Source organism: Lysinibacillus sp. RS11, from assembly GCF_042019215.1.
Lineage (GTDB): Bacteria > Bacillota > Bacilli > Bacillales_A > Planococcaceae > Lysinibacillus > Lysinibacillus xylanilyticus_A.
In genome coordinates, this window is sequence record NZ_CP168124.1 from 179,884 (window position 1) to 201,057 (window position 21,174).

A 21,174-nucleotide genomic window follows, 5' to 3' on the forward strand; every position below is an offset into this window, starting at 1 on the left:
AAGGAAGCAGAACCTTTTGGAAAAATGGGATTTTCTTTTTAGGAAAATAAATTCTTAAAAGTGATTTTTATCCAAGTCGTACTTTCAATCATAACAATTGCGGTGGCCTTTCTATGAACTTTAGAACCACTTCTATCAAATAGAGACTTCATAAATAGCATTCATTTGATATTACATCTTGAAATATTTAAAATACGTTTAAATCACTCAAGGGCAATAATAAAATGTCAACACGACCGACAATATTTTCTTCTAGAATAAATCCTATTGTTTGATCACGGCTATCTGTACTATAGCGACGGTTATCTCCCATTACAAAATAATACCCTTCTGGTATGACTATTTCGCCTGAAATATCTTCTAAAGTAAAATCCAATGTTAATTGTACAAAATTATACACATTTTCTTTATAAGCTGCTAAATGTGGTTCATCTATCTTGTCCCCATTAATAAAAAGAGCGTCATTTTTAAATGCAATATGTTCACCGGGCAATGCGATGATTCTTTTCACATAGCCATTATCGTTTAATTTAAAATTTACAACATCGAAACGTTCATATTGTTTTATATGTTTCTTTACTAGTAAAATACTCCATTCACCTAGTGTCGGTTTCATTGACTCACCAATTGATAGAATTGGTTTATAGAAATATAGCGAGATGACGCATACAAGAAAAATACAAATGATAGAACTAATTATATAGTATTTGAAAGTTCTACTATACTTCATTAATATCAATTCCCCCTTATCAATGGTGCACACATATTTGAGTTACTGAATAATTTTTTTGGCTCATTTGTTTTAAAGATTTGTCATAGCTCCTAAAAATTTAAATAAATTAAAATTTTCAAAAAATAATATATTTATATTATACAATTAATTTAGAAATTATTAAATTTATAGGAGGCATTTTATGAAAAATCAAATTTCTCTAATTGTCCATTGGATCCATATGATTTTAGGATTCTTTTCTGGGGTATTGGTATTTTTAGGTATAAAGTGGTTAGGGGTACCAACTTTTGATAAATTACTTTATAGAGTTCTTGGTCCACCTAATACATTCAATATTGTTTTAGCTCTCTTGCTAACCACTACACTCATTTTCATAGTACTGAAACTACCGACATATAATAAGAAATGAAGATAATTGTGGTCAAAATAAAGTGCAGACTTTTACAATACATTTGTACGAGTCTGCACTTTTTTACGTATAGATAGTAGCTTTAAAATAGTAGAAATACACTGATAAAGAAGTGATTTCTATACAATTTCGAATTATCAATGCATATGTGTAGTGACATTTTCCTCGAAATGGAAGGGAATATCGATCTTAATGTCGAAATTTAACTTTATATAGGAGAATTTTTTAGACACTTTAAGTTTTTAACAAAAATCTATATACATAAAATCAGAACTAGGAGCGTGACGAAAAATGATAAACGAATTGCATGTGCTTGAAAAAGAAGAAAAGGAAAGTGATGACCTTGTACAGCAGCCGCAAGCCGTCGAAACATTATTCGTAAATGAGTTCATAGATGGTATTTTAGATCCTCAGCAAAAAATGCTTGGTCCTGTAAAAGATGGTGGGACAATTATTGCTAATACAACGCCAGGATGCTGGGGTCCGATGCTAACACCAAAGATTCGTGGTGGGCATGAAGTGACAAAGCCTGTATTTGTAGAAGGGGCAGAGGTAGGGGATGCCATTGTCATCAAAATTAAATCCATACAGGTGACATCATTAGCAACAGCATCTGGACATGATGAGGCAATTCCGGATCGATCTATTGGGGATCCATTCGTATCAGTAAAATGCCCAGGCTGTGGTAAGCTGCATCCAAGTACAGTTGTCAAAGGGATAGGTCGGCAGTCCATTCGCTGTTCGACATGTGATACAGAGACATCACCTTTTAACATGACAAATGGTTATACAATGGCATTAGATCATAAAGGTAATATTGGTGTGACTGTTGGACGAGAAGGGGCTCGCCGTATTGCTCTTGATGCGAAAAATTATATGCGTACACCTGAAAATTCTGTGCAAAATCCTGTAGTAGCATTAGCACCAAGTGATTTGATAGGTGTTATGGCAAGAATGCGTCCATTTTTAGGGCAGCTTGGAACGACGCCTTCAAAGGCGATGCCAGACTCTCATAACGCTGGTGATTTCGGTTCGTTTTTAATCGGAGCACCACATGAATATGCATTTACGCAGACGGAATTAGATACACATCGCACAGATGGGCATATGGATATAAGCCGTGTTCGAGAGGGAGCAACAATTATTTGTCCTGTAAAGGTCCCAGGCGGCGGTGTGTACATTGGTGATATGCACGCAATGCAAGGGGACGGCGAAATTGCAGGACATACAACGGATGTTGCTGGTATTGTTCAACTACAGGTAAGTGTATTGAAAAAAGTAGATTTGGACGGTCCTATTTTGTTGCCAAATACAGAAGATTTACCGTATACAGCGAAACCTTTTACAAAGGAAGAAAAACGTCGTGCACGTGAGCTTGCTGAGGAATTTGGAGTTAAACACGTGGAGGAGGCATTCCCTGTATCGGTGGTTGGCTCTGGAACGTCATTAAATGAGGCAACAACGAATGCTATAAGCCGTGCTGCAAGGCTCTTTGAGATGAGTGAGCCAGAGGTTATGAATCGAGCGACGATTACAGGCTCGATTGAAATTGGTCGTCATCCAGGAGTCGTCACAGCAACCTTCCAAGTACCTAAAACAGTACTGAAAAAAGCACGAATTTATAAGCCAGTGAAAAAACAATATGATTAAATGCATAAAGAGAGACCCGAAAAGGAAGCAAACTAGAAGTATTTTATAGTTTGCTTTTTTTTTTGTGTTGTAGGGAGGAAATCGGCCGCTGGGCTTTCGGGGCAGAAAAACATCCCTCAAAAAATTTGACGGATGTGAAAACATTTTTGCATCTGCCGCTACGCTTTCGAAGCAGAAAAAATACGTCAAAAACTTTGACGTATTTAAAAGCATTTGCTCCTGTCACTATGCTTTCGGGGCAGAAAAACAATTTTGCATCTGTCGCTACGCTTTCGATGCAGAAAAAATACGTCAAAACTTTGACGTATTTTTTTGTAACTATTTAGATGGTCGCTCGTCTACTGTTGTGAGAATACTTTTTCTCAATTATATTGATGAATAGTTTTTATTAGTTGTGCGTTTTATGGCGCTAGCTTTGTCTAGCGTAGGCAATGAGCTATTTGTGACAATACAAATGGGCTACCAACTTATGAGTGATTGTCCAATGCTCATTTGCCGTTCTTTTTTTGGATATTTCATAGCAGCAAGCTTAATCTTTTAACCCATCTAGAAGGTATTTGTACCTTTATAGATGGCTTTTTTTTATGCTGTTGTAGCCAAAATGTTGAATTTGCACAAATACTTTTGTTGTAACTTCTTAATGCATATTACGATTTTTTTAGCATATGTTGGATAAGATTTGTTATATTGAAGAAAGAGTGTTTACGGCACGTATTTTACATGATAGGGGAAGATCTTTGTTGGTAGAATTTGATAGGGGGCTTCAGTTGCATGCTGTTGGATTGTGATGAGCAGTTATTCATGACATTTAAACATAGTGGTGAAAAGGGTGCTGAAAAGTTACTTTCGAAATGGTTGGAAGCAGAGACGGACTCTCAAGTAGACCCGGAAATACTAGGTACTGCACTTTCACCAAATTTATTTTTAGTGAATGAAGAAACGGCGATGAATATTGCGTTTTCAACTGCACGAAAATATTGGGGGCGCGTAACGGGAGATATGCAAACGTTTTTTAACAAGCATGGTTTGGATACTAAATTTGTAAATGACCGTCTCGATGCTTTTTTTTATACGCAAAAAGGCAAGGAAACTTTTTTTGAGCAGCTTTTTGCACAGCATACAATGGACTTAGAACGATTAATCTGGCTAATTTTTGGGAAGCGAATGCAAATTACAATGCCAGTTAACGAGCTACAAACTATATTTTTATATAAATTTGAAAATGTATATTTGGTGCATATGATTTATAAAGAAGATGCACAATTTTGGCATTGGCTTTTCATAAAAAAGGTTTATTCACTGTTTATCCACAAACCTTTAGAACAATTCACATTTATCCATGAAATGATGGGTCATATTGAACGATCTACACGAAAAACTTATGCACATGTGAATAACTTTATGAATAATTACAAAAAAACTCTGGATAAGTGTATAACTTATGTGGATAACCGTAATTCTACTTGTTTAGCAAAAAAACAGCTACATCTTTACCAGATTGTCACGCACTATCGTTTAGCAGAAGGGGATTATCGATGTGTTAAAGCATTAATTACTTCCTTTGAAGCGGATTGGCGTTATTCGATGTATGCATTAACGGAGAAAGAAAAGGTTCTGATTGCATATCTTCTTTTTCATATAGCGCATCAGGAGCAGAGTGCTGAAAGTGTTATTCAATACGGTGAGTATTTATTAGAAGATGAACGGCTTAATAATTACGCAATAGAGATTTTGTTGGAATATAAGGAGTTATTGCCTAATCGTAAGCCAACACCACCGGCCATTATTAAAAATTATGACCTTAATTTTTTAGAAAATTTATATGCTGTATTGCTTGATCATTATGTAAGAATGGAGTGTTATCAAGAAGGGCTCCTGCTTTTAAAAGAACATGTACTAGCATCCAATAAAAAAATACATGCCACTTTAGTCCAGAAAAACTATAGTAATGAGCAATTTATCGCGATTGAGGCGTCAGTTCAGCAAGATATTGCTCTCCATGTTAATAATTCATTACAGCATATAGGTTTGTCAGTGGAAGAATGGCGCCAACGTTACCATCATCCAGATACGTCTTATTATTTGGTAGCACAGAGCGCATCCTTGCATATGCTAAATATTTTAAAAGTTTTATTTGTGACGGAGCAGTATGAGGTTTTTGAAAAATTAATGGAGATTTATAAAAAATATCTACTCATTGACGATCATTTCGAAAAGCTACGAGTGTTTGTAAGTGCGTATGTTTAACTTCTGTTGCTGTCGCTAGCGCTTTCGCACAAAAAACATCAGTTGCTGTCGCTGCGTTAGCACTGCGCTTTCGCACAAAAAACATCAGTTGCTGTCGCTGCGTTAGCACTGTGCTTTCGCACAAAAAACATCATGTTGCTGTCGCTACGTTAGCACTGCGCTTTCGCATAAAAAACATCTGTTAGGCTAAAGCCTCTGGACGCAATTATGCCGAGGCATAATTGATTAGAAGTACAAACAAGAGTGTCTAATATGTTTGCATTAGACACTCTTGTTATTTATTTCGTGTTGTTGGCGTAAGGGTGCTAATCTAAAACCCCTTTGTCCTGTAAGTCAGCAATTTGCTCGGCACTATAGCCAAGAGAAGATAGAACTTCTACATTATGCTCTCCAAGCTTGGCACCGACATGCTTGTACGCGGGCTTGGCACCGTCAAACTTAAAAGCAGATGCAATTTGTTTTTGTATTGTACCATCGCTTTTGGGAATATCCACAATCATGTTACGAGCCGTAAGCTGCGGATGCTCACATGCTTCTGGGAAAGTTAAAACTGGTTCGACACATCCCTCGAAATTCTCGTTAAACACTTCAAGCCATTCATTGTAAGTCTTTGATAAGAAAGCATCATGGACGGCCTCTTTAAAACGAATTTGTGTATAGTATGAATCATTGAAAGTATTATCAATAAGCTCAGGAATATCAAGTGCTTCACAAAGCAATTTGCGGAATTGAGGCTCAAGACTTCCTACTGAGAAAAATCGGCCATCCTTTGTTTTGTAAAAGTCATAGTAGCTTCCACCATTTAAAATTTCCTGCTCAGGCTGAGGCACACGACCACCGCCAATATAGGCAGACCCATACATAGCATTGAGTGAGAAGACAGCATCCGTCATACTTATATCAATAAATTGTCCTTCACCTGTTTTTTCACGATGTAAAGCTGCTGCGAGAACTCCAATTGCAGCGTGCATTGAACCCCCTGCAATATCAGCTAGCTGAATACCCATTGAAACAGGTTTTTTATCTTGATGGCGTGAGTAATCAAGTAAGCCAGCTAATGATAAATAGTTATTGTCATGTCCTGGTCGATTGCTATATGGTCCAGTTTGTCCATAACCTGTAATAGCACAATAAATAACCTTTGGATTTACTTCTTTTAGTGCTTCATAGCCAATGCAAAGACGTTGCATGACGCCTGGTCGAAATCCTTCGATAATGACGTCGTATTCTTTAACGAGTGACTTCACAATTTCTACAGCTTCAGGCGACTTTAAATTTAATGTTAATGATTTTTTAGAGCGATTCAAATGTTGATGAATATATGCCTCATGATCATCATCATAAGGTGGCATAATACGCGTTAAATCTACACGTTTTGATGATTCAACGTGAATAACCTCTGCGCCTAAATCAGCAAATATCATTGTCGCCATTGGACCTGGTAGTAATGCAGAAAAATCGAGAATTTTTAACCCCTTTAAAATACCCAAATCTCCCAACCCCTTTTTGTGTAGGCTACAATGCCATCTTTTAAGAAGGAATTGTAGCGCTTTTCTCATTATCCCCATTTTGTGAAAAGCGTGTACCATGTCTGTATTAATACAGAATAACGGTAAATTTATCAGTATTATAACAGAAGAATTGATGGCTTGACTATGTTAATTTCAATTATAAATTAATTAGTCAGAAAATTATATGTCGGAATAACAATAAAAGTAAAAAAATTTTGAATAAAGATTATCTGTCAAATTTCAGATAATAATCTTCGTTTATCCGAAAATTCTGTCGCATCAAAGGTACAAAAAATCTCTATGCAATAGATTGCACATAGAGAGTTTTTTGTGCTAATGATTATTGTCGCCAGTCAAATTACTTAGAATAGAAGTTAATCGTATAATATGGTGCACCGTTATCATTAAAACAGACACCAACAAAAATATGTGTGAATTCTTTTCTTAAAATATTTGTACGATGCCCTGCCGAATTCATCAGTGCCTCATGGGCAAATATACTATTGTGCTGTCCATGAGCTAGATTTTCGCCATACCAGAAGTAATGAACGCCACTAACAGTGAGACGGTCATTGGAATGATTACCTATGTGATCCTTATGGCTAAAAAATTGATGTGCAATCATATTACTGCTATGCTGTCGAGCAATGTTATTACATTTCTTATCATAAATAAGTGGCTGTAATCCTTCTATAACTCGCTCATGGTTAATCAGTTCAACCATTAAATCTTCAAGCCCTGTTCGTAGTTCATTGGAAGGCTTACCATAATAACCACATTTACTTAATTCCGTTTTGGCATTAATCCAAATGATAGAACGAACCATATTATTTTTGTGTAAATCATAGAAAAAAGTAACATAGTGATGATCAATCAAATAGGTCCCATGTGTAGTGCTACCTGTACAATCATTATAAACGAGCAAGTAACTTGTATTTTGATAGTGTATGGCACTGAGTGGAAGACCATATTTCCTATGCACATCTGTTTGATTTGCACCGATGTGAATACCAAATACGCTATATCCAATGCGTGTTTCATATCCTCCAACCTTAGTAGAATTATGTTTTCCTACGAGTGAGAATTGGGCGTAGTCTGTATTTACTCGATGCCATTTCATTTTGTATTCACTTTGAAAGCTGGATAGTGACAACGCTTTTTGTGTATTTAAATGGACTGTCTTTTTTTGATTAAGAGAAGTATTGGCCCATAATGCCATACTGAAACCAAATATAATTGGAGCTGCTTTACGTAACAACATAGTTAAACCCTCTTCTGTGAATTTATAATAAAAATCTATCGAAATCTATCAAAAATATAGGAGATTTATAGATATAAAATACTATATTTTTATTCCGTTAACGATGCTAAATTTCTGGCACTATCCCTACTATATGGCTATTATCATAAAGTGGGGTTGATTTCCGTTCCTACCGAGCGCTTTGCTGCTGACGCTTCGCTTTCGCGCAGATCAAACATTTGTTGCTGACGCTTCGCTTTCGCACAGATCAAACATTGTTGCTGACGCTTCGCTTTCGCACAGATCAAACATTGTTGCTGTCGCTTCGCTTTCGCACAGATCAAACATTGTTGCTGTCGCTTCGCTTTCGCACAGATCAAACATTGTTGCTGTCGCTTCGCTTTCGCACAGATCAAACATTGTTGCTGTCGCTTCGCTTTCGCACAGATCAAACATTGTTGCTGACGCTTCGCTTTCGCACAGATCAAACATTGTTGCTGACGCTTCGCTTTCGCACAGATCAAACATTGTTGCTGTCGCTTGGGCCATAAGGATGTTGGTCACGAAGGCCTTATCACAGGACATGATGCTTTTTGCCTCCAGGGTCTCATCTGAGTCGTCCGGTCTTCATTCCAATCAACTTATACACATGGCATACGTTTTACAAATGTTATCCCAAACTTTTGAAGATGAGCATTCTATATTACTTTTGTTATAAAAAAGTCTTAAGAAGCACTATTTTACAAATACTTTTTTCTTAATATACGAAATTATTCTTAATAAGGAATTTTTTTGTGATTTAATAGACTAATAGAGAAAATGTCAAAAGGCAGTAGTTGAAAAGGTTATTGCAAAGAAATTAACTAGAGGTAAAGGGTAGAGAATGAAATCAAAACATTTAAAGTTAAAGCATTTAATCATGGGAGTTGCGTTGGCTGCCTTTTTCTTAACGAGCATTGGTAGCATTTGGAGCGGTTACCGAATGAATGTTGCCTCCATTAAAGAAAATACGCTTGAAACAAATCGAGTATATGCGCAAAAATTAGCAACCACTGCAAGTTTGTATTTAGAGGAAGCTTTTCAGATTTTAGGATATAGCGCCAACCTTCTAGAGTCGAAAATGGATGATAAGAATGCATTGAATAGTGAAACAGAGCGTTTGAAAATGCAAGATAAAATGTTTAACTCGGTTTTTATCACAAATGCAGAAGGTCTTGTACTATCTGTTACACCACCAGCTGAGGAGGTACAAGGTCAAGTATTGGCAGCAGTTGAAACAGAAGAAGCGTTATCAAAAAAGGAGCCTTTTGTCTCAAAACCTTATGAAGGGGTTACAGGGCGTCTCCTTATTTTTATATCGTCTCCTATATTTTCAGAGACAAATGAATATTTAGGAATGGTAGCTGGAACAATTTATTTGAAGGAACGAAATATTTTTAATGCGTTACTAGGGGAACATTATTATCATGATGGTTCGTATGTTTATGTAGTTGATTCAGACGGACGCGTTATCTATCATCAGGACCCAAGTCGTGTCGATGATATTGCTATGGGTAATAAGGTTGTTCAAGCGGTAGTTTCTGGAGAAAATGGAGCACAGCAAGTAGTGAATACTAGAGGAATAGAAATGCTTGCTGGTTATAGTGCGGTTCCTTTAACGGGGTGGGGAGTTGTTGCTCAGAGACCGTTAGATGTAGCATTAGAACCTTCATTTGATCGTGTACAGGATGTAATTATAAAATCTATTCCTCTTATGCTAATTTCAATTATTATTGTACTTTGGGCGGCAGCGCGTATTGCAAATCCTTTACAGCAATTAGCTACATTAACAGAGGAGAGTTTGGAAACGAAAAATGTGGAAGGGTTAAATTCTGTACGTGGTTGGTATTTTGAAGTGTATTATTTAAAGAGTGCACTTATTCGGAGTTTAACGTTTTTACAGGGGCAGGTGTCCTATTTTAAGGATCAATCTACAACAGATCCATTAACAGGTGTAACGAATCGGCGCACGATGGATGCAATGCTAGCTGAATGGCTTGACAACAAGTTACCGCATGCCCTCATTTTACTTGATTTAGATCATTTTAAAAGTGTTAATGATACATATGGTCATGCGGTCGGCGACAAAGTATTACAATTTTTAGCTCAAAATATGAAAGCAGTCGCTCGTGATGGAGATGTTTGCTGTCGCTACGGTGGAGAGGAATTTGTTTTGTTACTGCCAAATACTACGGCTGAGGAAGCGGGACAAGTGGCAGAGCGACTGCGCCACAATTTGGCACATACTATAAGTCCTTGTGGTCGCATAGTGACATTATCTGCTGGAGTTGCTGTGTATCCACAAATGGCTGACACTGCGGAAAAGCTAATTGAAGCTGCGGATGGTGCGCTGTATCTTGCAAAACAAGCTGGACGAAATCAAGTTATGGTCGCTGAACAAGAAAATAAATAAAAAATGTATTGAAATAGGCTTATATCTTTTGTTTTTTGGGTAAACGATTAATACGACAATCATTTGGGCAAGCTACTTTTAAGTCATTCCCCATATGACTTCTAAAGCATGTTCAAATGATTCGTAAACTCGGGACACATCTCTTGATCGACTTGACAAGATGTAAGGTTATCCCCCTTTCCCTTATGACATCACAAGTACGACAGATGTATGCCTATATATCGTTAAAGCCAAGTGAGCACCGATGCTCCTTGGCTTTTTTATGTGTGATATTAAAGGGATTTCAGGAAAAACGAGGCTCATCGCAATAACGTAGGGTTGATTTCCGTTCCGACTGGGCGCTTTGTAGCTGTCGCTTTGCTTTCGCTACAGATTAAACATTTGCCGCTGACGCTTCGCTTTCGCGCAGATAAAACATTTGTTGCTGTCGCTTCGCTTTCGCACAGATAAAACATTTGTTGCTGTCGCTTCGCTTTCGCACAGATAAAACATTTGTTGTTGCTGTCGTTGCACTTTCGCACAGATAAAACATTGCTGTCGCTTCGCTTTCGCACAGAGCAAAGCTTCCTGGGGGCGTCCGATGAGCCGCTTCACTCGCGTTGCTCGCTCCAGGGTCTCGGGCCAACACGATGTTGGTCACGAAGGCGTTATCACAGGACGTGATGGTTTTAGCCTTCGTTCCTCTATTGCTGATCCCCAAGGAGTCGCCCAGTCTCCACTCCAATCAACTAATATACATTTCGTAATATTTATAACAAATGCCTCACCGACTTTAAGTAATAGTTAAAAATAAGTGGTTTAGTCCTGAGAATGTACAGTGACTAAACTGTTTTTTTGTGTTTACCGCTAGCCTTTATTAACGATTTTCTTCCATTATTTTAGAAATTGCTATGAAGGTTCACTGTCTACCTGTCGATATAAAGGGTATGATGAAAATGATATTTTGTACGTATCAAAATACATAAATGAAAGGAAGAGTGGGATGGATAAAACAAAAATCCAAAAAGTGAACAAAGCACTGATAGCAACTGTTTTCGCTACTAGCGGGATTGCTGTTGTAGTGCCAACACCACAAAAGGCAGCGGCGGCTACTTCACCATTTACAGATATTGACCAATATTCAAGTCATTATGACAATATTATGAAATTATACGCTCAAGGTGCGATTAGTGGGTATGCAGATAAAACTTTCCGACCAAATCAAAATGTAACACGTGGTCAGGCAGCAAAAATGCTGGCGACTGTTTTAAATTTAGATTTGAAAAATGTGGAAGATCCATACTTTAAAGACGTTCCACAGAGCAGTGAATATTATAAGTATGTAGCCGCATTACAAAATGCAGGAATCATGTCTGGGTATTCAAACGGAACATTTATGCCTAATGAAGTAATTACACGTGGGCAATTAGCGAAAATTTTAGTGCTAGGCTTTAAATTTGAGGTAGCATCTAATTACAACCATAGCTTCAAAGATGTAACAAGCCAAACGAGCAACGCCATCTATATTCAAACTTTAGTGGATTTAAATATTACAGAAGGAACAACGCCTGCCACATTCTCACCATTTGATGCAGTAACTCGTGGACAAATTGCATCCTTTATTGTGCGTTCACAAGAGAAAAAAGGCAATGCTACAACTTTCAAAATTACAGGTGTTGAAGACGATGTTGTCTACATAAACGGTGAACCATATTCAGTACCAGAAAGTCTTGCGCATATTTTTAATGAATATAATGCACCCGTATTAAAAGGTGCGTTTATTGAAGGGGATCTTTCAGGCAAAACCATTCGCTCTGTCTCGAAGTTAACATTGAATGCGAGCGGGACAAGCTCAAGATTTCTAGAGTTTGATGGTGATCATGAGTCCTTCGGTGCGACAATCGTTGTTAATGGGAACTATATTGAATTTTCAAATGTTACATTGACTGGCACAATGTATGTGAACGAAACGGTACGTCCACCTTTACATATGAGTGTTTCTGACTATAATCCATTATCGATTGGCCGTATAGCAAGCAACAATTTTTCATTTATCGACTGGACTAATCCCGAAAATCCAAATGGTGAAAACCCACCCCCGTCCAAAAACGGTCCGACAACGGATTTTGAAAATTGGACAGATCAGAATTCAGACAAAAATCCTGATAAAAACAAGCCGTTTGAGAATTGGTCTAAAGATAAAGTGACGATGAAAAATGTTGAAAAACATATTGAATTTTATAACAGCACTGTATCACGCTTAGTCGTATCACAAAGCGGTACAAAAATCGAAACAAATATGAAGTTACCACGCGTAGACATCATCAGGAATGTCCGTGAATTTGAGATTCAAGGAAATATTGGGACACTAAACCTTGATACAGAAACAAAGCTAACAATTTACGGAGATGGCAATATCGACTGGATTAACTACAATAGCTTTACAGATTTAGAGCTATATATGGACGGTCGCGTAGGTACTCTGTACGTTGATAATGTATATGGTTGGGTTGATGTTGGAGATTACACGTATATTGACAAAGTTATTATACCGAAGGGTGAGTCACCGAATAATATCTTCGATGATTTCCTAGAGGATAAAGATAATATCGGCATTATTACAGATCCAGACGGTAAACCGATTGATAAGGATGATTATGATAATCAAAAACCGACCGATAAAACGAAACCAATGGTCGATGTTACAAAGGTAACACCATTAAATGGTAGCCAAGCTCAGGTAGATTTTACCTCAGATGAAGTCGGAACTTACTATTATATAGTTCGTGAAAAGGGCGCTGATGCACCAACAAAACGAGAAATGGTAGATCGTATTTCTACTGAAAATGTAGCAAGTGGAACAGGTGCGGCTGTAAAAGGCACAAACACGGTTAAAGTCACTAATCTAGGTGAGAAAAAAGAATATGTCGTTTATGTAATGGTGGTTGATGGAGCGAAAAATGCTTCGGATATTAAATCACAAGCATTTCAAATGAAGGATGGCTCACCGCCAGTCGTAAAGTCACTTACAGTAACGCCACTACAAGGCGGAAAACGTGCAGAGTTAAAATTCACAGCGAGTGAACCAGGGGATTATTACTACTATGTACGTAAAAAGACGACTGCCGCAGATCCAACAACTGCAGACATTATTGCTAAGCCAACAGGTAAGGGTAAGGCAGTTGCGGGTAAACTTGGAATTACTGAAATTGTAACAGGTTTAGACGCTGAAACAGAGTATCAACTTTATGTAGTGATGAAGGATGATTCGGGTAATAACTCGAAAGATCCAGCTGTCATGAAAGAGTTTACAACAAGTGCACTTGATAACATCTATCCATTTGTAGAAAAGATGAAGCTAGAACCAGCAGGTCAAGAAAACCAGTTTTATGTATATCTAAATGAAGCCTTAGATCCTGAAAGCGCTCGTAATGTAAATAACTACGATTTATCAGGAACAGTTATCGTCAATACGACAGGGCAGCAAAAAATTAAACCTTCTGCTGTAGAGTATAAAGAAGGCGATAAAAAAGTATTATTAACAATTCCATCTCAAACAGGTTTTGTCTATGGTGATACATTACGTGTAACAGTATTACCTGGTGTTAAGGACTTAGCAGGCAATGAATTTGAAAATGCCAATACTGTTGGACCTGGTAAAAATGCTCGAAACTATGCTGAATATGTGCATGAGAAATTTGTACCACCAACTATTTCTATTGAAAATGTCATTAATAAACCAGACGAATCTGATAATTCCAAACGAGTAGAAGTTGAATTCAAGCCAAATAAGGCTGGTTCGTATTATTATATGGTTTTACCTGATACGATCGTAGACAATGGTGAAACAAAGACATTTAAGCAATATTTAGCCGACAAAGGTATTACAGAGCGAGACTTTGTCAATGAATTTGCGAAGGATTCATCATTAAAATCGGGCTACTTCCAAATAGGTGGAAAAGATATTTATATCGAAATTGGCTCTGGTCCGGCTGATTTAGAGACAGATACAAAAAAATTCCCTATTGCTATTTCTAAAGACGAACTTAATCCATTCTCAAGCTATTCTGTTTACATGGTCTTAAAGGATCGTGGTGGGGAAATTTCGAAAATGACATCAAAAGAAATTATTGGTGACACGAAAGCACCGTTAATTAAAGACTTAGTTGTAAAGCCTAAGGAAAAAGATGATACAAAAGCAATGATCAGCTTCAATACTGATGAGACAACTATACTGCATTATTGGTTTGTACCGAAGAAAAATGCTGATGGGACAACGAATGATTCAGCTAATTTAAAGATTGATACACCTGCAGAGCGTAAATTCTTAGAGGACAAATTAAAAGGTAGTCCGAGTGTTAAGAAAAGTGGAAAAGGGGCCTTCCCTTTAACTGAAGCACAGGGTGTAACTTTAAATCCACATACAGAGTATGTTGTATATCTAGGAGCAGAGGATACGTATGGTAATATTAGCGTTTATAAAGCCAATGATGCTGGGGAAAATCATGATGAATCAAATGCTGGTTGGATGAAGCAAGATTTCTATTCTGATGGTACAGCTCCACGAGTGGAAGACCCTATCTTTAAACGAATTGATGGAAAAACATTTGAGGTTACATTCTCAGAAGCAGTCGGTGACCCAGCTAATCCAGGAAGTATTATTAAAAATGGTCAATCATTCTTTAATTTTACAAACTTAGATGGTACAACAGCGACTTTACCAAGTTATACATGGGCTTGGGAAGATGGTGCAGCTTTAAGGGAGACATGGAAACCTAGAAAAATGATTATTACGTTTAATAATCCGGTAAATCAAAGCTTTGCATTAACGGTAAATGCCGATATTACAGATAAAGGCAGTGCGATTATTGCCAATACACAAATACCGTTTGCAAATGGTAAACCTACAGCATCTTATATGTATAGAACTCTTACAACTAATATTGAAAGTGCTAAGCTTCAGGAGCCTATTACTGTTGATAGAAGTAATAAGATTAATGCAACATTCGACTTTACCTTCTCAGATCCTTCAGTGGAACCTGGAGAAGAAGTCAACTACTATTACAAAGTATATAGTAAAACATATACACAAACAGAAATTGATAATGTTAAACCAATTGAGGTTATTGATCCAAATTCTTCGGGTGCATTAACAAGTCTTAGCCAGGGCAATGGCAAAACGCCGCTTAAAAACGGACGAACAGTGCAACCTATTACAAATAATACGTTCCCATTCATTGAGGGAGATTATATTGTAATTGTTATAGTTGATAAATATGGAAATAAATATCTTGTTCAAGATAAGATTTCAAAGTAATAAATATGTATAGATAATAGAAATAAGGCTTTTAAATCGATAACAACCAAAAAATAACCAAGTGGATGATGTTCCACTTGGTTATTTCTCTTTCAGAAAGAGCTTGATGTCCAGCTAATTTATTCCGCATTAACGGGCAGTAATTAAATTGTACCGAAAGCGAAGCGTCAGGTACAAGATTCCTACCTCCAAATTCAGCGAAAGTAAAAAGTTAGGTGGGAGAATAATTGCTCGTAAAAAATAAATGGGGATGAAGAAAACTCCCGCTGATTAAAGTTTCACACTTTATTGAATACCTAGTTGAAACTCAAATTTCGAAGAATAAAAAAGAGGGGCTTATAGACAGCCCCTCCATCACACCCAACCAAATGCTCGAGCAATTGTCGCCGTTAGCCATGTCACGCCAATGGCAATGACAGTTGGAATCATGAATGACATAAATGTCCACTTTGCACTTTTTGTTTCTTTATAAATATTGACTAAAGTCGTTCCGCAAGGGAAGTGTAGAAGTGAGAATAACATCATATTTAAAGCTGTCAGCCACGTCCAGCCTTGGTCGATAAACACTTGCTTTAGCTTCGATAAATCTTCAATCTCAAGCATCGCTCCTTGAGATAAATACGCCATAATTAGGATAGGGACCACAATTTCGTTAGCTGGTAACCCAAGAATAAAGGCGGCCAAAATAAAGCCATCCATACCAAGAGCATGACCAAACGGATCTAAAAAGTTAACAAAATGCATTAAAATACTTGTATCACCAATGTAAATATTAGCGAATATCCAAGTCAAAATAGAGGCAGGCGCTGCAACGATAACCGCTCTTTTTAGTACATTCCATGCTTTATCAATACTTGCTCTTACAATCGTATTCCAGATCTTTGGTCTACGGAATGGTGGAAGCTCTAATGTGTAATGAGTGGGTACACCCTTTAAAGCCGTTTTAGAAAGAACCCAGGATACAGTTAATGTTACAACAACACCTAACAGGACAAATCCCATTAAAATTGCTGCTGTCATAAATGTACCTGTTGCCCCCGTAAAACCCATTGTCATAAATAATGATGCTAATAAAATAAGTGTTGGCCATCTTCCGTTACAAGGAACAAAATTGTTCGTTAAAATGGCCAGCATTCGTTCACGAGGAGATTCTATTATTCTCGTAGATAGAATAGCGGCAGCATTACAGCCAAAGCCCATTGCCATTGTTAATGATTGCTTCCCGTGTCCTCCAGCTCGTTTAAATAAACGGTCCATGTTAAATGCTACGCGTGGTAGGTAACCGTAGTTTTCTAGTAAGGCGAAGATAGGGAAGAAGATAGCCATTGGCGGTAGCATAACGCTAATAACCCAACCGGTTCCTCTAAATAGCCCAAGCACTAAAATACCATGTAGCCATTCTGGTGCGTGCATTGCTTCAAAAATTATTGTTAGCTTACCCTCTAGATAGCCAAATAAATCAGCTAACATGCTTGATGGTACGTTTGCGCCAGCAATCGTAATGTAAAAGACAGTCCCAAGCAGAATAAGCATAATAGGGAATCCCCAAATGCGAGATGTGAAAATTTCATCTAATTTATCGGATCTATATAGTCCTGGCTGTTGCTCCGACACTACTTTTTTACATAAAGATTTGCTTTTAGCATAAATATCACTAACGATTTCATCTCGAATATCCTCATTCGAGACTTCTTTCACTTCAGCCAATATGTTTTTTAGTAAGCTATGATTTAACACTGACTGGGGCTCCATTTGTTATCACCTCTCCTTGTCTATTATTTTTATGATTTTGTAGTCTTAAGATCAATTCCTCATCTCCATCAAGTAAACGAAGGGCAATCCATCTCGATGGATATTTACCATCAAAATAGCCTTTTATTTTCGACTCTACCTTTAAAATGGCTTCCTCTATTTCTTGCGAATATGTCATACGATAAGGAGTCGTAACAATTTGCCCGTGCACTAGTTGATTTAATGTATCTAATAATTGATCAATTCCTTTTTTATTTCTGGCTGATATTTTTACGACTGGGACTCCCAGTTCACGAGCCAATTTCTTGTCATCAATTCGGATACCCTTTTTCTCAGCTTCATCAATTAAGTTGATACAAATGATGACTTTATTAGTCATTTCCAATACTTGGAGTGCGAGATTTAAATTTCTTTCTAATGATGTTGCATCCAGCACAACAATCGTTGCATCTGGTTGATCAAAAATAATATAATCTCTTGCGACTTCCTCATCTGCTGAATTTGAAAATAAAGAATAGGTACCGGGTAAATCCACGAGTACATATTGTTCACCGTTATGTTCAAAGGATCCTTCTGCATGGACAACTGTTTTTCCCGGCCAGTTTCCGGTATGTTGCTTCAATCCTGTTAATGTATTAAACAATGTGCTTTTACCCGTATTTGGATTACCTGCTAAAGCTATTTTATTTACTCTCACTTTATAGCCCCCCTAACGATTTCTCCTAGAATTCTAGAGCTTTCATCATTACGTAATGCAATTGTTGTATTGCTTACACGATAAGCAACAGGGTCTCCTAAAGGACTTTTACGAAGAACAGAGATTTCTGCTCCTTTCACAAAGCCTAAATCTAATAATCTTCTTCTTAAAGGACCTTCAATATTTATTTCTTTTATTAAAAAATAATCTCCAAAAGAGCATTCTGAAAGTGGTCTCAATGTTTTTGTCATACGCCTTTTTTATTCCTTCCCTTAATAATCTTTCCCGTTCTTTATATTGTTTCTCTAAGGAAACTTTATTAAAGAATATGCCGGATTTATGACAGATGTCAATGATTTTCAAATTTTTTTTTGAAAAGTGCGATAAAAGCACTAATTGAATAAAGGATGTGACATGACATAATAGGCTGAACTAAGGAAAGTGGAAAAGGGGATTGTGTTTGGGAAAATGCGGAAGGATAAAGCCGTTGCTGTACTGCTAAGACATAGTCCTTTTTATGGTGTGTTAATAAGATTTTGTTACATGTGCCTAATAAAATTTTCAAGAGGGTTTTGATAATGTTAAACCCTCTGCTAATAACAAAGTATCGGCAGAGGGTTATGATTTTTTTAATCTTTACTGGAGATCATGAAGGAGATTAATTTCTAACGATCTGGAATGTACCTGGTGTAGATGTTTGAATAAAATGTTGATTTCCTTCTACAGTGTAATCAGCTGGCATCTGCTCGTTAAAGTCATAGGTACGAACGATGGAGGCATTCGGTGGTAAATTCTCGAGAATGATTTCCATATCTGCCTCAAATTCAACTGGTTTATTATTTAATGTTGCTTGGAATGTGATACGATTCAAATTTCGTGTAATTTGAATTTCCATTACGCCAGTATCCTCATTAAGAAGAGTTCCTAGCGGTGGAATAATAACAGTCATATTGGATTTCGTTGTTAAAACAAAGCGCTCTGTACTATTTTCTGAGTCAGCAACATTAATTTTTGCTGTATAGGTATTTTTGTTTCTAGTCATAGCTGTGGTTTTACCAGGTAAGGCAGCTTTGTCAGAAAAAGTCGGTGTTTTTTTCGCATTTCCTTTAGCCGGCAGATCATATTTACCATTTACATAGTCTGCTAATGTCCAGACATTTGGCACAAGCTGCTGCTGCACGGGTGTTAAAGCTTCGAAAGCTGTTTTGACTGCCTGTACATCTTGAGCAGTGGACGTTTTAGGTGATAAAGCTGCAATAGCATTTTCTACTTCCTTAGCTGCTGCCTTATCCTTCACAACAAGCTGTTCAGCATCTAATAAAATCTTTTCGACGCCAGCAGGTAATGAGACGTTTGTATGTTTGCGTAGTGCATTAAGCTCGGCTCTCGCATCAGCTACATCCTGATGGAAGCTAATACGAGAAGAGTTTAACAATTGGATTTTATTGACCACTTTATCGATAGATGTATTTGGCGTGATATAGGAATTCAGTATTCTTTGTGATTCAGCACTCACAAAGGTTTTTTGCGCTGCATTTAACGTATTGTACCAATCTTTCGTTTCCATGACATTTTGATAGTAATTAACAGAAGTTGACTCCACAGAGGCTAATTTCTCATCAATTTGTGCAGCAAGCTTACGATACGCTACTCTCGTTTGTTGATGATTTGATAGTGTTAAATAATTCGTGACGTATTGTTTTTCTGTTTCAGTTAACTCGTTGTAGGCTTTGAGGGCTGCCTCAAGGTTTGCTTGGAATGAGTAATAAGTATCGTTAATGTTCGAAATAAGTTGTACAACATTTGTAACGTTTGAGTTGTAGTAATAATTATTATTGTATATGTAAGCCGTTTTTGCATGTCCAGAAACATCAGCAGCCGATGCTGACGTAGTTGGTGCAGTATAGATCAGTGAAGGGACAGCAACTAGGGCGAGTAAAGCTAGTTTTCTTTTGTTTTTCATGATATGGGAAACCTCCTGTTGTTTTGATAAGTGTAATGGTAAATCATAGGGTTTTTATCCTAGGTAAATCCTTTAACTGCCTTAAGAAACGATTGATTATTTACTAGCTGAAAAGGGTCCTGTCTAGACGGAATTATCCTAATATATGTTGATAAACCAATTTTATCATAGCTTAGGATTTTTTTATGTATTTTTTTGGGGAATAGGTAGATAGGTTTTGTATTTTTTTTAAGATTTTGTGTCTTATGTACTTATGAGAATACGAAATGTAAACAAGCAGATAAGTCCGTAGTCTGCTTTTTTCAATTGAGACGGATAGAACGATCAAACAAACGAACGGATAGACTCCTGGAACTGACGGATAGAACACTCATAATTAAGGGTAGAGTTTTATTATAATGATTCTAAGAAGGAGCGGGGGTGTTTTATTTGCAACGAAACTGGCAGAAGGTAGTTGTTGAAAAGTTAGCTACGGCTGTTAAACCCGCCTTTGTTATTGTTTTTGGTTATTATGCGCGGGGTTCGGCACGTGAAGATAGTGATTTAGATATAGCGTATTTTGCAGATAAGCCTCTCTCAAGTTAAGAACGTTTTCTATTAGCCAGAGAAATTGCACAGGCTTGTAATGTTGATATTGATTTAGTCGATATGAAGACGGTTGATACAGTGTTTGCAGCACAAATTTTTTCAAGTGGTATGGTCATTGATAGATGAAAACACCTTTGTTAAAGAACGAATGAAGGCCCTATCAATGTATGTAACGTTAAATGAACAACGTGCGGAGATTTTGAGATCAATTGAAGAGAGGGGTAGTGTCTATGGTAACTAATGATGTTGTTCTAAATAAAATTGCTACAATTGAGCGCTGTGTGAAGCGTGTCAACGAAGTGTATGGAAAACGAGTAGAGAAGCATTCAAATTACTTGAGGAGAATAACATTATTGACCATGGATTAGCAAAAACATTAATAAATATGGTTGGGTTCCAAAATATTGCTATGCATGATTATCAATCTATTGAATTAAATATACTCCAAGCAATCATCGAGAATCATTTAAGTGATTTTAATACCTATACAGAGGCAATATTGCTTGCATAAAAGAAACAACAGGCTATAGAGATTCCTCTAGCGCCTGTTGTTTTTGAATTATAAAACGGATAGAACCTTCATAGTGACGGATACACCCTTCGAACTGATGGTTAGATCAACAAAACTTCGATAAT

General features: G+C 37.1%; 16 protein-coding genes and 1 pseudogene. 7 read left to right on the forward strand and 10 right to left on the reverse strand.

The window, feature by feature from the left end:
* Positions 1-187: 187 nt before the first annotated feature.
* Positions 188-730: a signal peptidase I gene (gene lepB, locus AB9L17_RS01030; RefSeq protein ID WP_068986103.1), complete on the reverse strand. Its 543-nt coding sequence runs from the start codon at positions 728-730 to the stop codon at positions 188-190.
* Between the two features lie 184 nt (positions 731-914).
* On the opposite strand from lepB, the gene AB9L17_RS01035 reads away from it, so the two are divergent.
* The 3 genes from AB9L17_RS01035 to AB9L17_RS01045 all read left to right on the forward strand — a co-directional run bounded on the left by AB9L17_RS01035 (position 915) and on the right by AB9L17_RS01045 (position 5,039).
* Positions 915-1,142 carry a hypothetical protein gene (locus AB9L17_RS01035; RefSeq protein WP_375199931.1) on the forward strand — a complete coding sequence of 76 codons (228 nt, stop codon included), beginning with the start codon at positions 915-917 and terminating at the stop codon, positions 1,140-1,142.
* Between the two features lie 291 nt (positions 1,143-1,433).
* Positions 1,434-2,792, forward strand: a complete 1,359-nt coding sequence (locus tag AB9L17_RS01040; RefSeq protein WP_068986101.1) for an acetamidase/formamidase family protein — start codon at positions 1,434-1,436, stop codon at positions 2,790-2,792.
* Positions 2,793-3,563: 771 nt separating this feature from the next.
* Positions 3,564-5,039, forward strand: coding sequence for a hypothetical protein (locus AB9L17_RS01045; RefSeq protein ID WP_375199932.1), 1,476 nt, complete (start codon positions 3,564-3,566; stop codon positions 5,037-5,039).
* On the opposite strand, the gene AB9L17_RS01050 is transcribed toward AB9L17_RS01045, so the two are convergent.
* From AB9L17_RS01050 to AB9L17_RS01065, 4 genes are all read right to left on the reverse strand, one after another.
* Positions 4,987-5,163 carry a hypothetical protein gene (locus AB9L17_RS01050; protein ID WP_375199933.1) on the reverse strand — a complete coding sequence of 59 codons (177 nt, stop codon included), beginning with the start codon at positions 5,161-5,163 and terminating at the stop codon, positions 4,987-4,989. The two genes, AB9L17_RS01045 and AB9L17_RS01050, sit on opposite strands and share 53 nt — an antisense overlap.
* Positions 5,164-5,344: 181 nt before the next feature.
* Positions 5,345-6,529, reverse strand: coding sequence for a CaiB/BaiF CoA transferase family protein (locus AB9L17_RS01055; protein ID WP_375199934.1), 1,185 nt, complete (start codon positions 6,527-6,529; stop codon positions 5,345-5,347).
* A gap of 379 nt (positions 6,530-6,908) precedes the next feature.
* Positions 6,909-7,811 carry a CAP-associated domain-containing protein gene (locus tag AB9L17_RS01060; RefSeq protein ID WP_375199935.1) on the reverse strand — a complete coding sequence of 301 codons (903 nt, stop codon included), beginning with the start codon at positions 7,809-7,811 and terminating at the stop codon, positions 6,909-6,911.
* 210 nt (positions 7,812-8,021) lie between these two features.
* Positions 8,022-8,375: a hypothetical protein gene (locus tag AB9L17_RS01065; RefSeq protein ID WP_375199936.1), complete on the reverse strand. Its 354-nt coding sequence runs from the start codon at positions 8,373-8,375 to the stop codon at positions 8,022-8,024.
* A gap of 298 nt (positions 8,376-8,673) precedes the next feature.
* Here AB9L17_RS01065 and AB9L17_RS01070 point away from each other — a divergent pair, with 298 nt between their 5' ends.
* Positions 8,674-10,242: a sensor domain-containing diguanylate cyclase gene (locus AB9L17_RS01070; protein ID WP_068986097.1), complete on the forward strand. Its 1,569-nt coding sequence runs from the start codon at positions 8,674-8,676 to the stop codon at positions 10,240-10,242.
* Between the two features lie 373 nt (positions 10,243-10,615).
* Here the strand turns inward: AB9L17_RS01070 and AB9L17_RS01075 are convergent, their stop codons facing one another.
* Positions 10,616-10,942, reverse strand: coding sequence for a hypothetical protein (locus AB9L17_RS01075; RefSeq protein WP_375199937.1), 327 nt, complete (start codon positions 10,940-10,942; stop codon positions 10,616-10,618).
* A gap of 282 nt (positions 10,943-11,224) precedes the next feature.
* Here AB9L17_RS01075 and AB9L17_RS01080 point away from each other — a divergent pair, with 282 nt between their 5' ends.
* Complete coding sequence (locus AB9L17_RS01080) at positions 11,225-15,538, forward strand: S-layer homology domain-containing protein (protein WP_375199938.1); 4,314 nt, start codon at positions 11,225-11,227, stop codon at positions 15,536-15,538.
* Between the two features lie 354 nt (positions 15,539-15,892).
* Here AB9L17_RS01080 and AB9L17_RS01085 read toward each other — a convergent pair whose 3' ends face one another.
* The 4 genes from AB9L17_RS01085 to AB9L17_RS01100 form a co-directional block, all read right to left on the reverse strand.
* The gene (locus tag AB9L17_RS01085) at positions 15,893-17,290 is read right to left on the reverse strand and encodes a nucleoside recognition domain-containing protein (RefSeq protein WP_068986094.1); all 1,398 of its coding nucleotides are present in this window, start codon (positions 17,288-17,290) and stop codon (positions 15,893-15,895) included.
* On the reverse strand, positions 17,262-17,987 hold the full coding sequence (locus AB9L17_RS01090; RefSeq protein ID WP_068986093.1) for a FeoB small GTPase domain-containing protein: 726 nt from the start codon (positions 17,985-17,987) through the stop codon (positions 17,262-17,264). The genes AB9L17_RS01085 and AB9L17_RS01090 overlap by 29 nt, the downstream gene beginning before the upstream one ends.
* Entirely contained in the window at positions 17,984-18,238 is a 255-nt protein-coding gene (locus AB9L17_RS01095) for a FeoA family protein (RefSeq protein ID WP_068986092.1), read from the reverse strand. The genes AB9L17_RS01090 and AB9L17_RS01095 overlap by 4 nt, the downstream gene beginning before the upstream one ends.
* A 407-nt stretch (positions 18,239-18,645) precedes the next feature.
* On the reverse strand, positions 18,646-19,950 hold the full coding sequence (locus AB9L17_RS01100; RefSeq protein WP_375199939.1) for a hypothetical protein: 1,305 nt from the start codon (positions 19,948-19,950) through the stop codon (positions 18,646-18,648).
* A 429-nt stretch (positions 19,951-20,379) separates the two neighbouring features.
* Here AB9L17_RS01100 and AB9L17_RS01105 point away from each other — a divergent pair, with 429 nt between their 5' ends.
* Both AB9L17_RS01105 and hepT read left to right on the forward strand, forming a co-directional pair.
* Positions 20,380-20,535, forward strand: a complete 156-nt coding sequence (locus tag AB9L17_RS01105) for a nucleotidyltransferase domain-containing protein (RefSeq protein ID WP_375199940.1) — start codon at positions 20,380-20,382, stop codon at positions 20,533-20,535.
* Between the two features lie 233 nt (positions 20,536-20,768).
* Positions 20,769-21,049: pseudogene (gene hepT, locus AB9L17_RS01110) on the forward strand (type VII toxin-antitoxin system HepT family RNase toxin).
* The last annotated feature ends 125 nt before the right edge of the window (positions 21,050-21,174 follow it).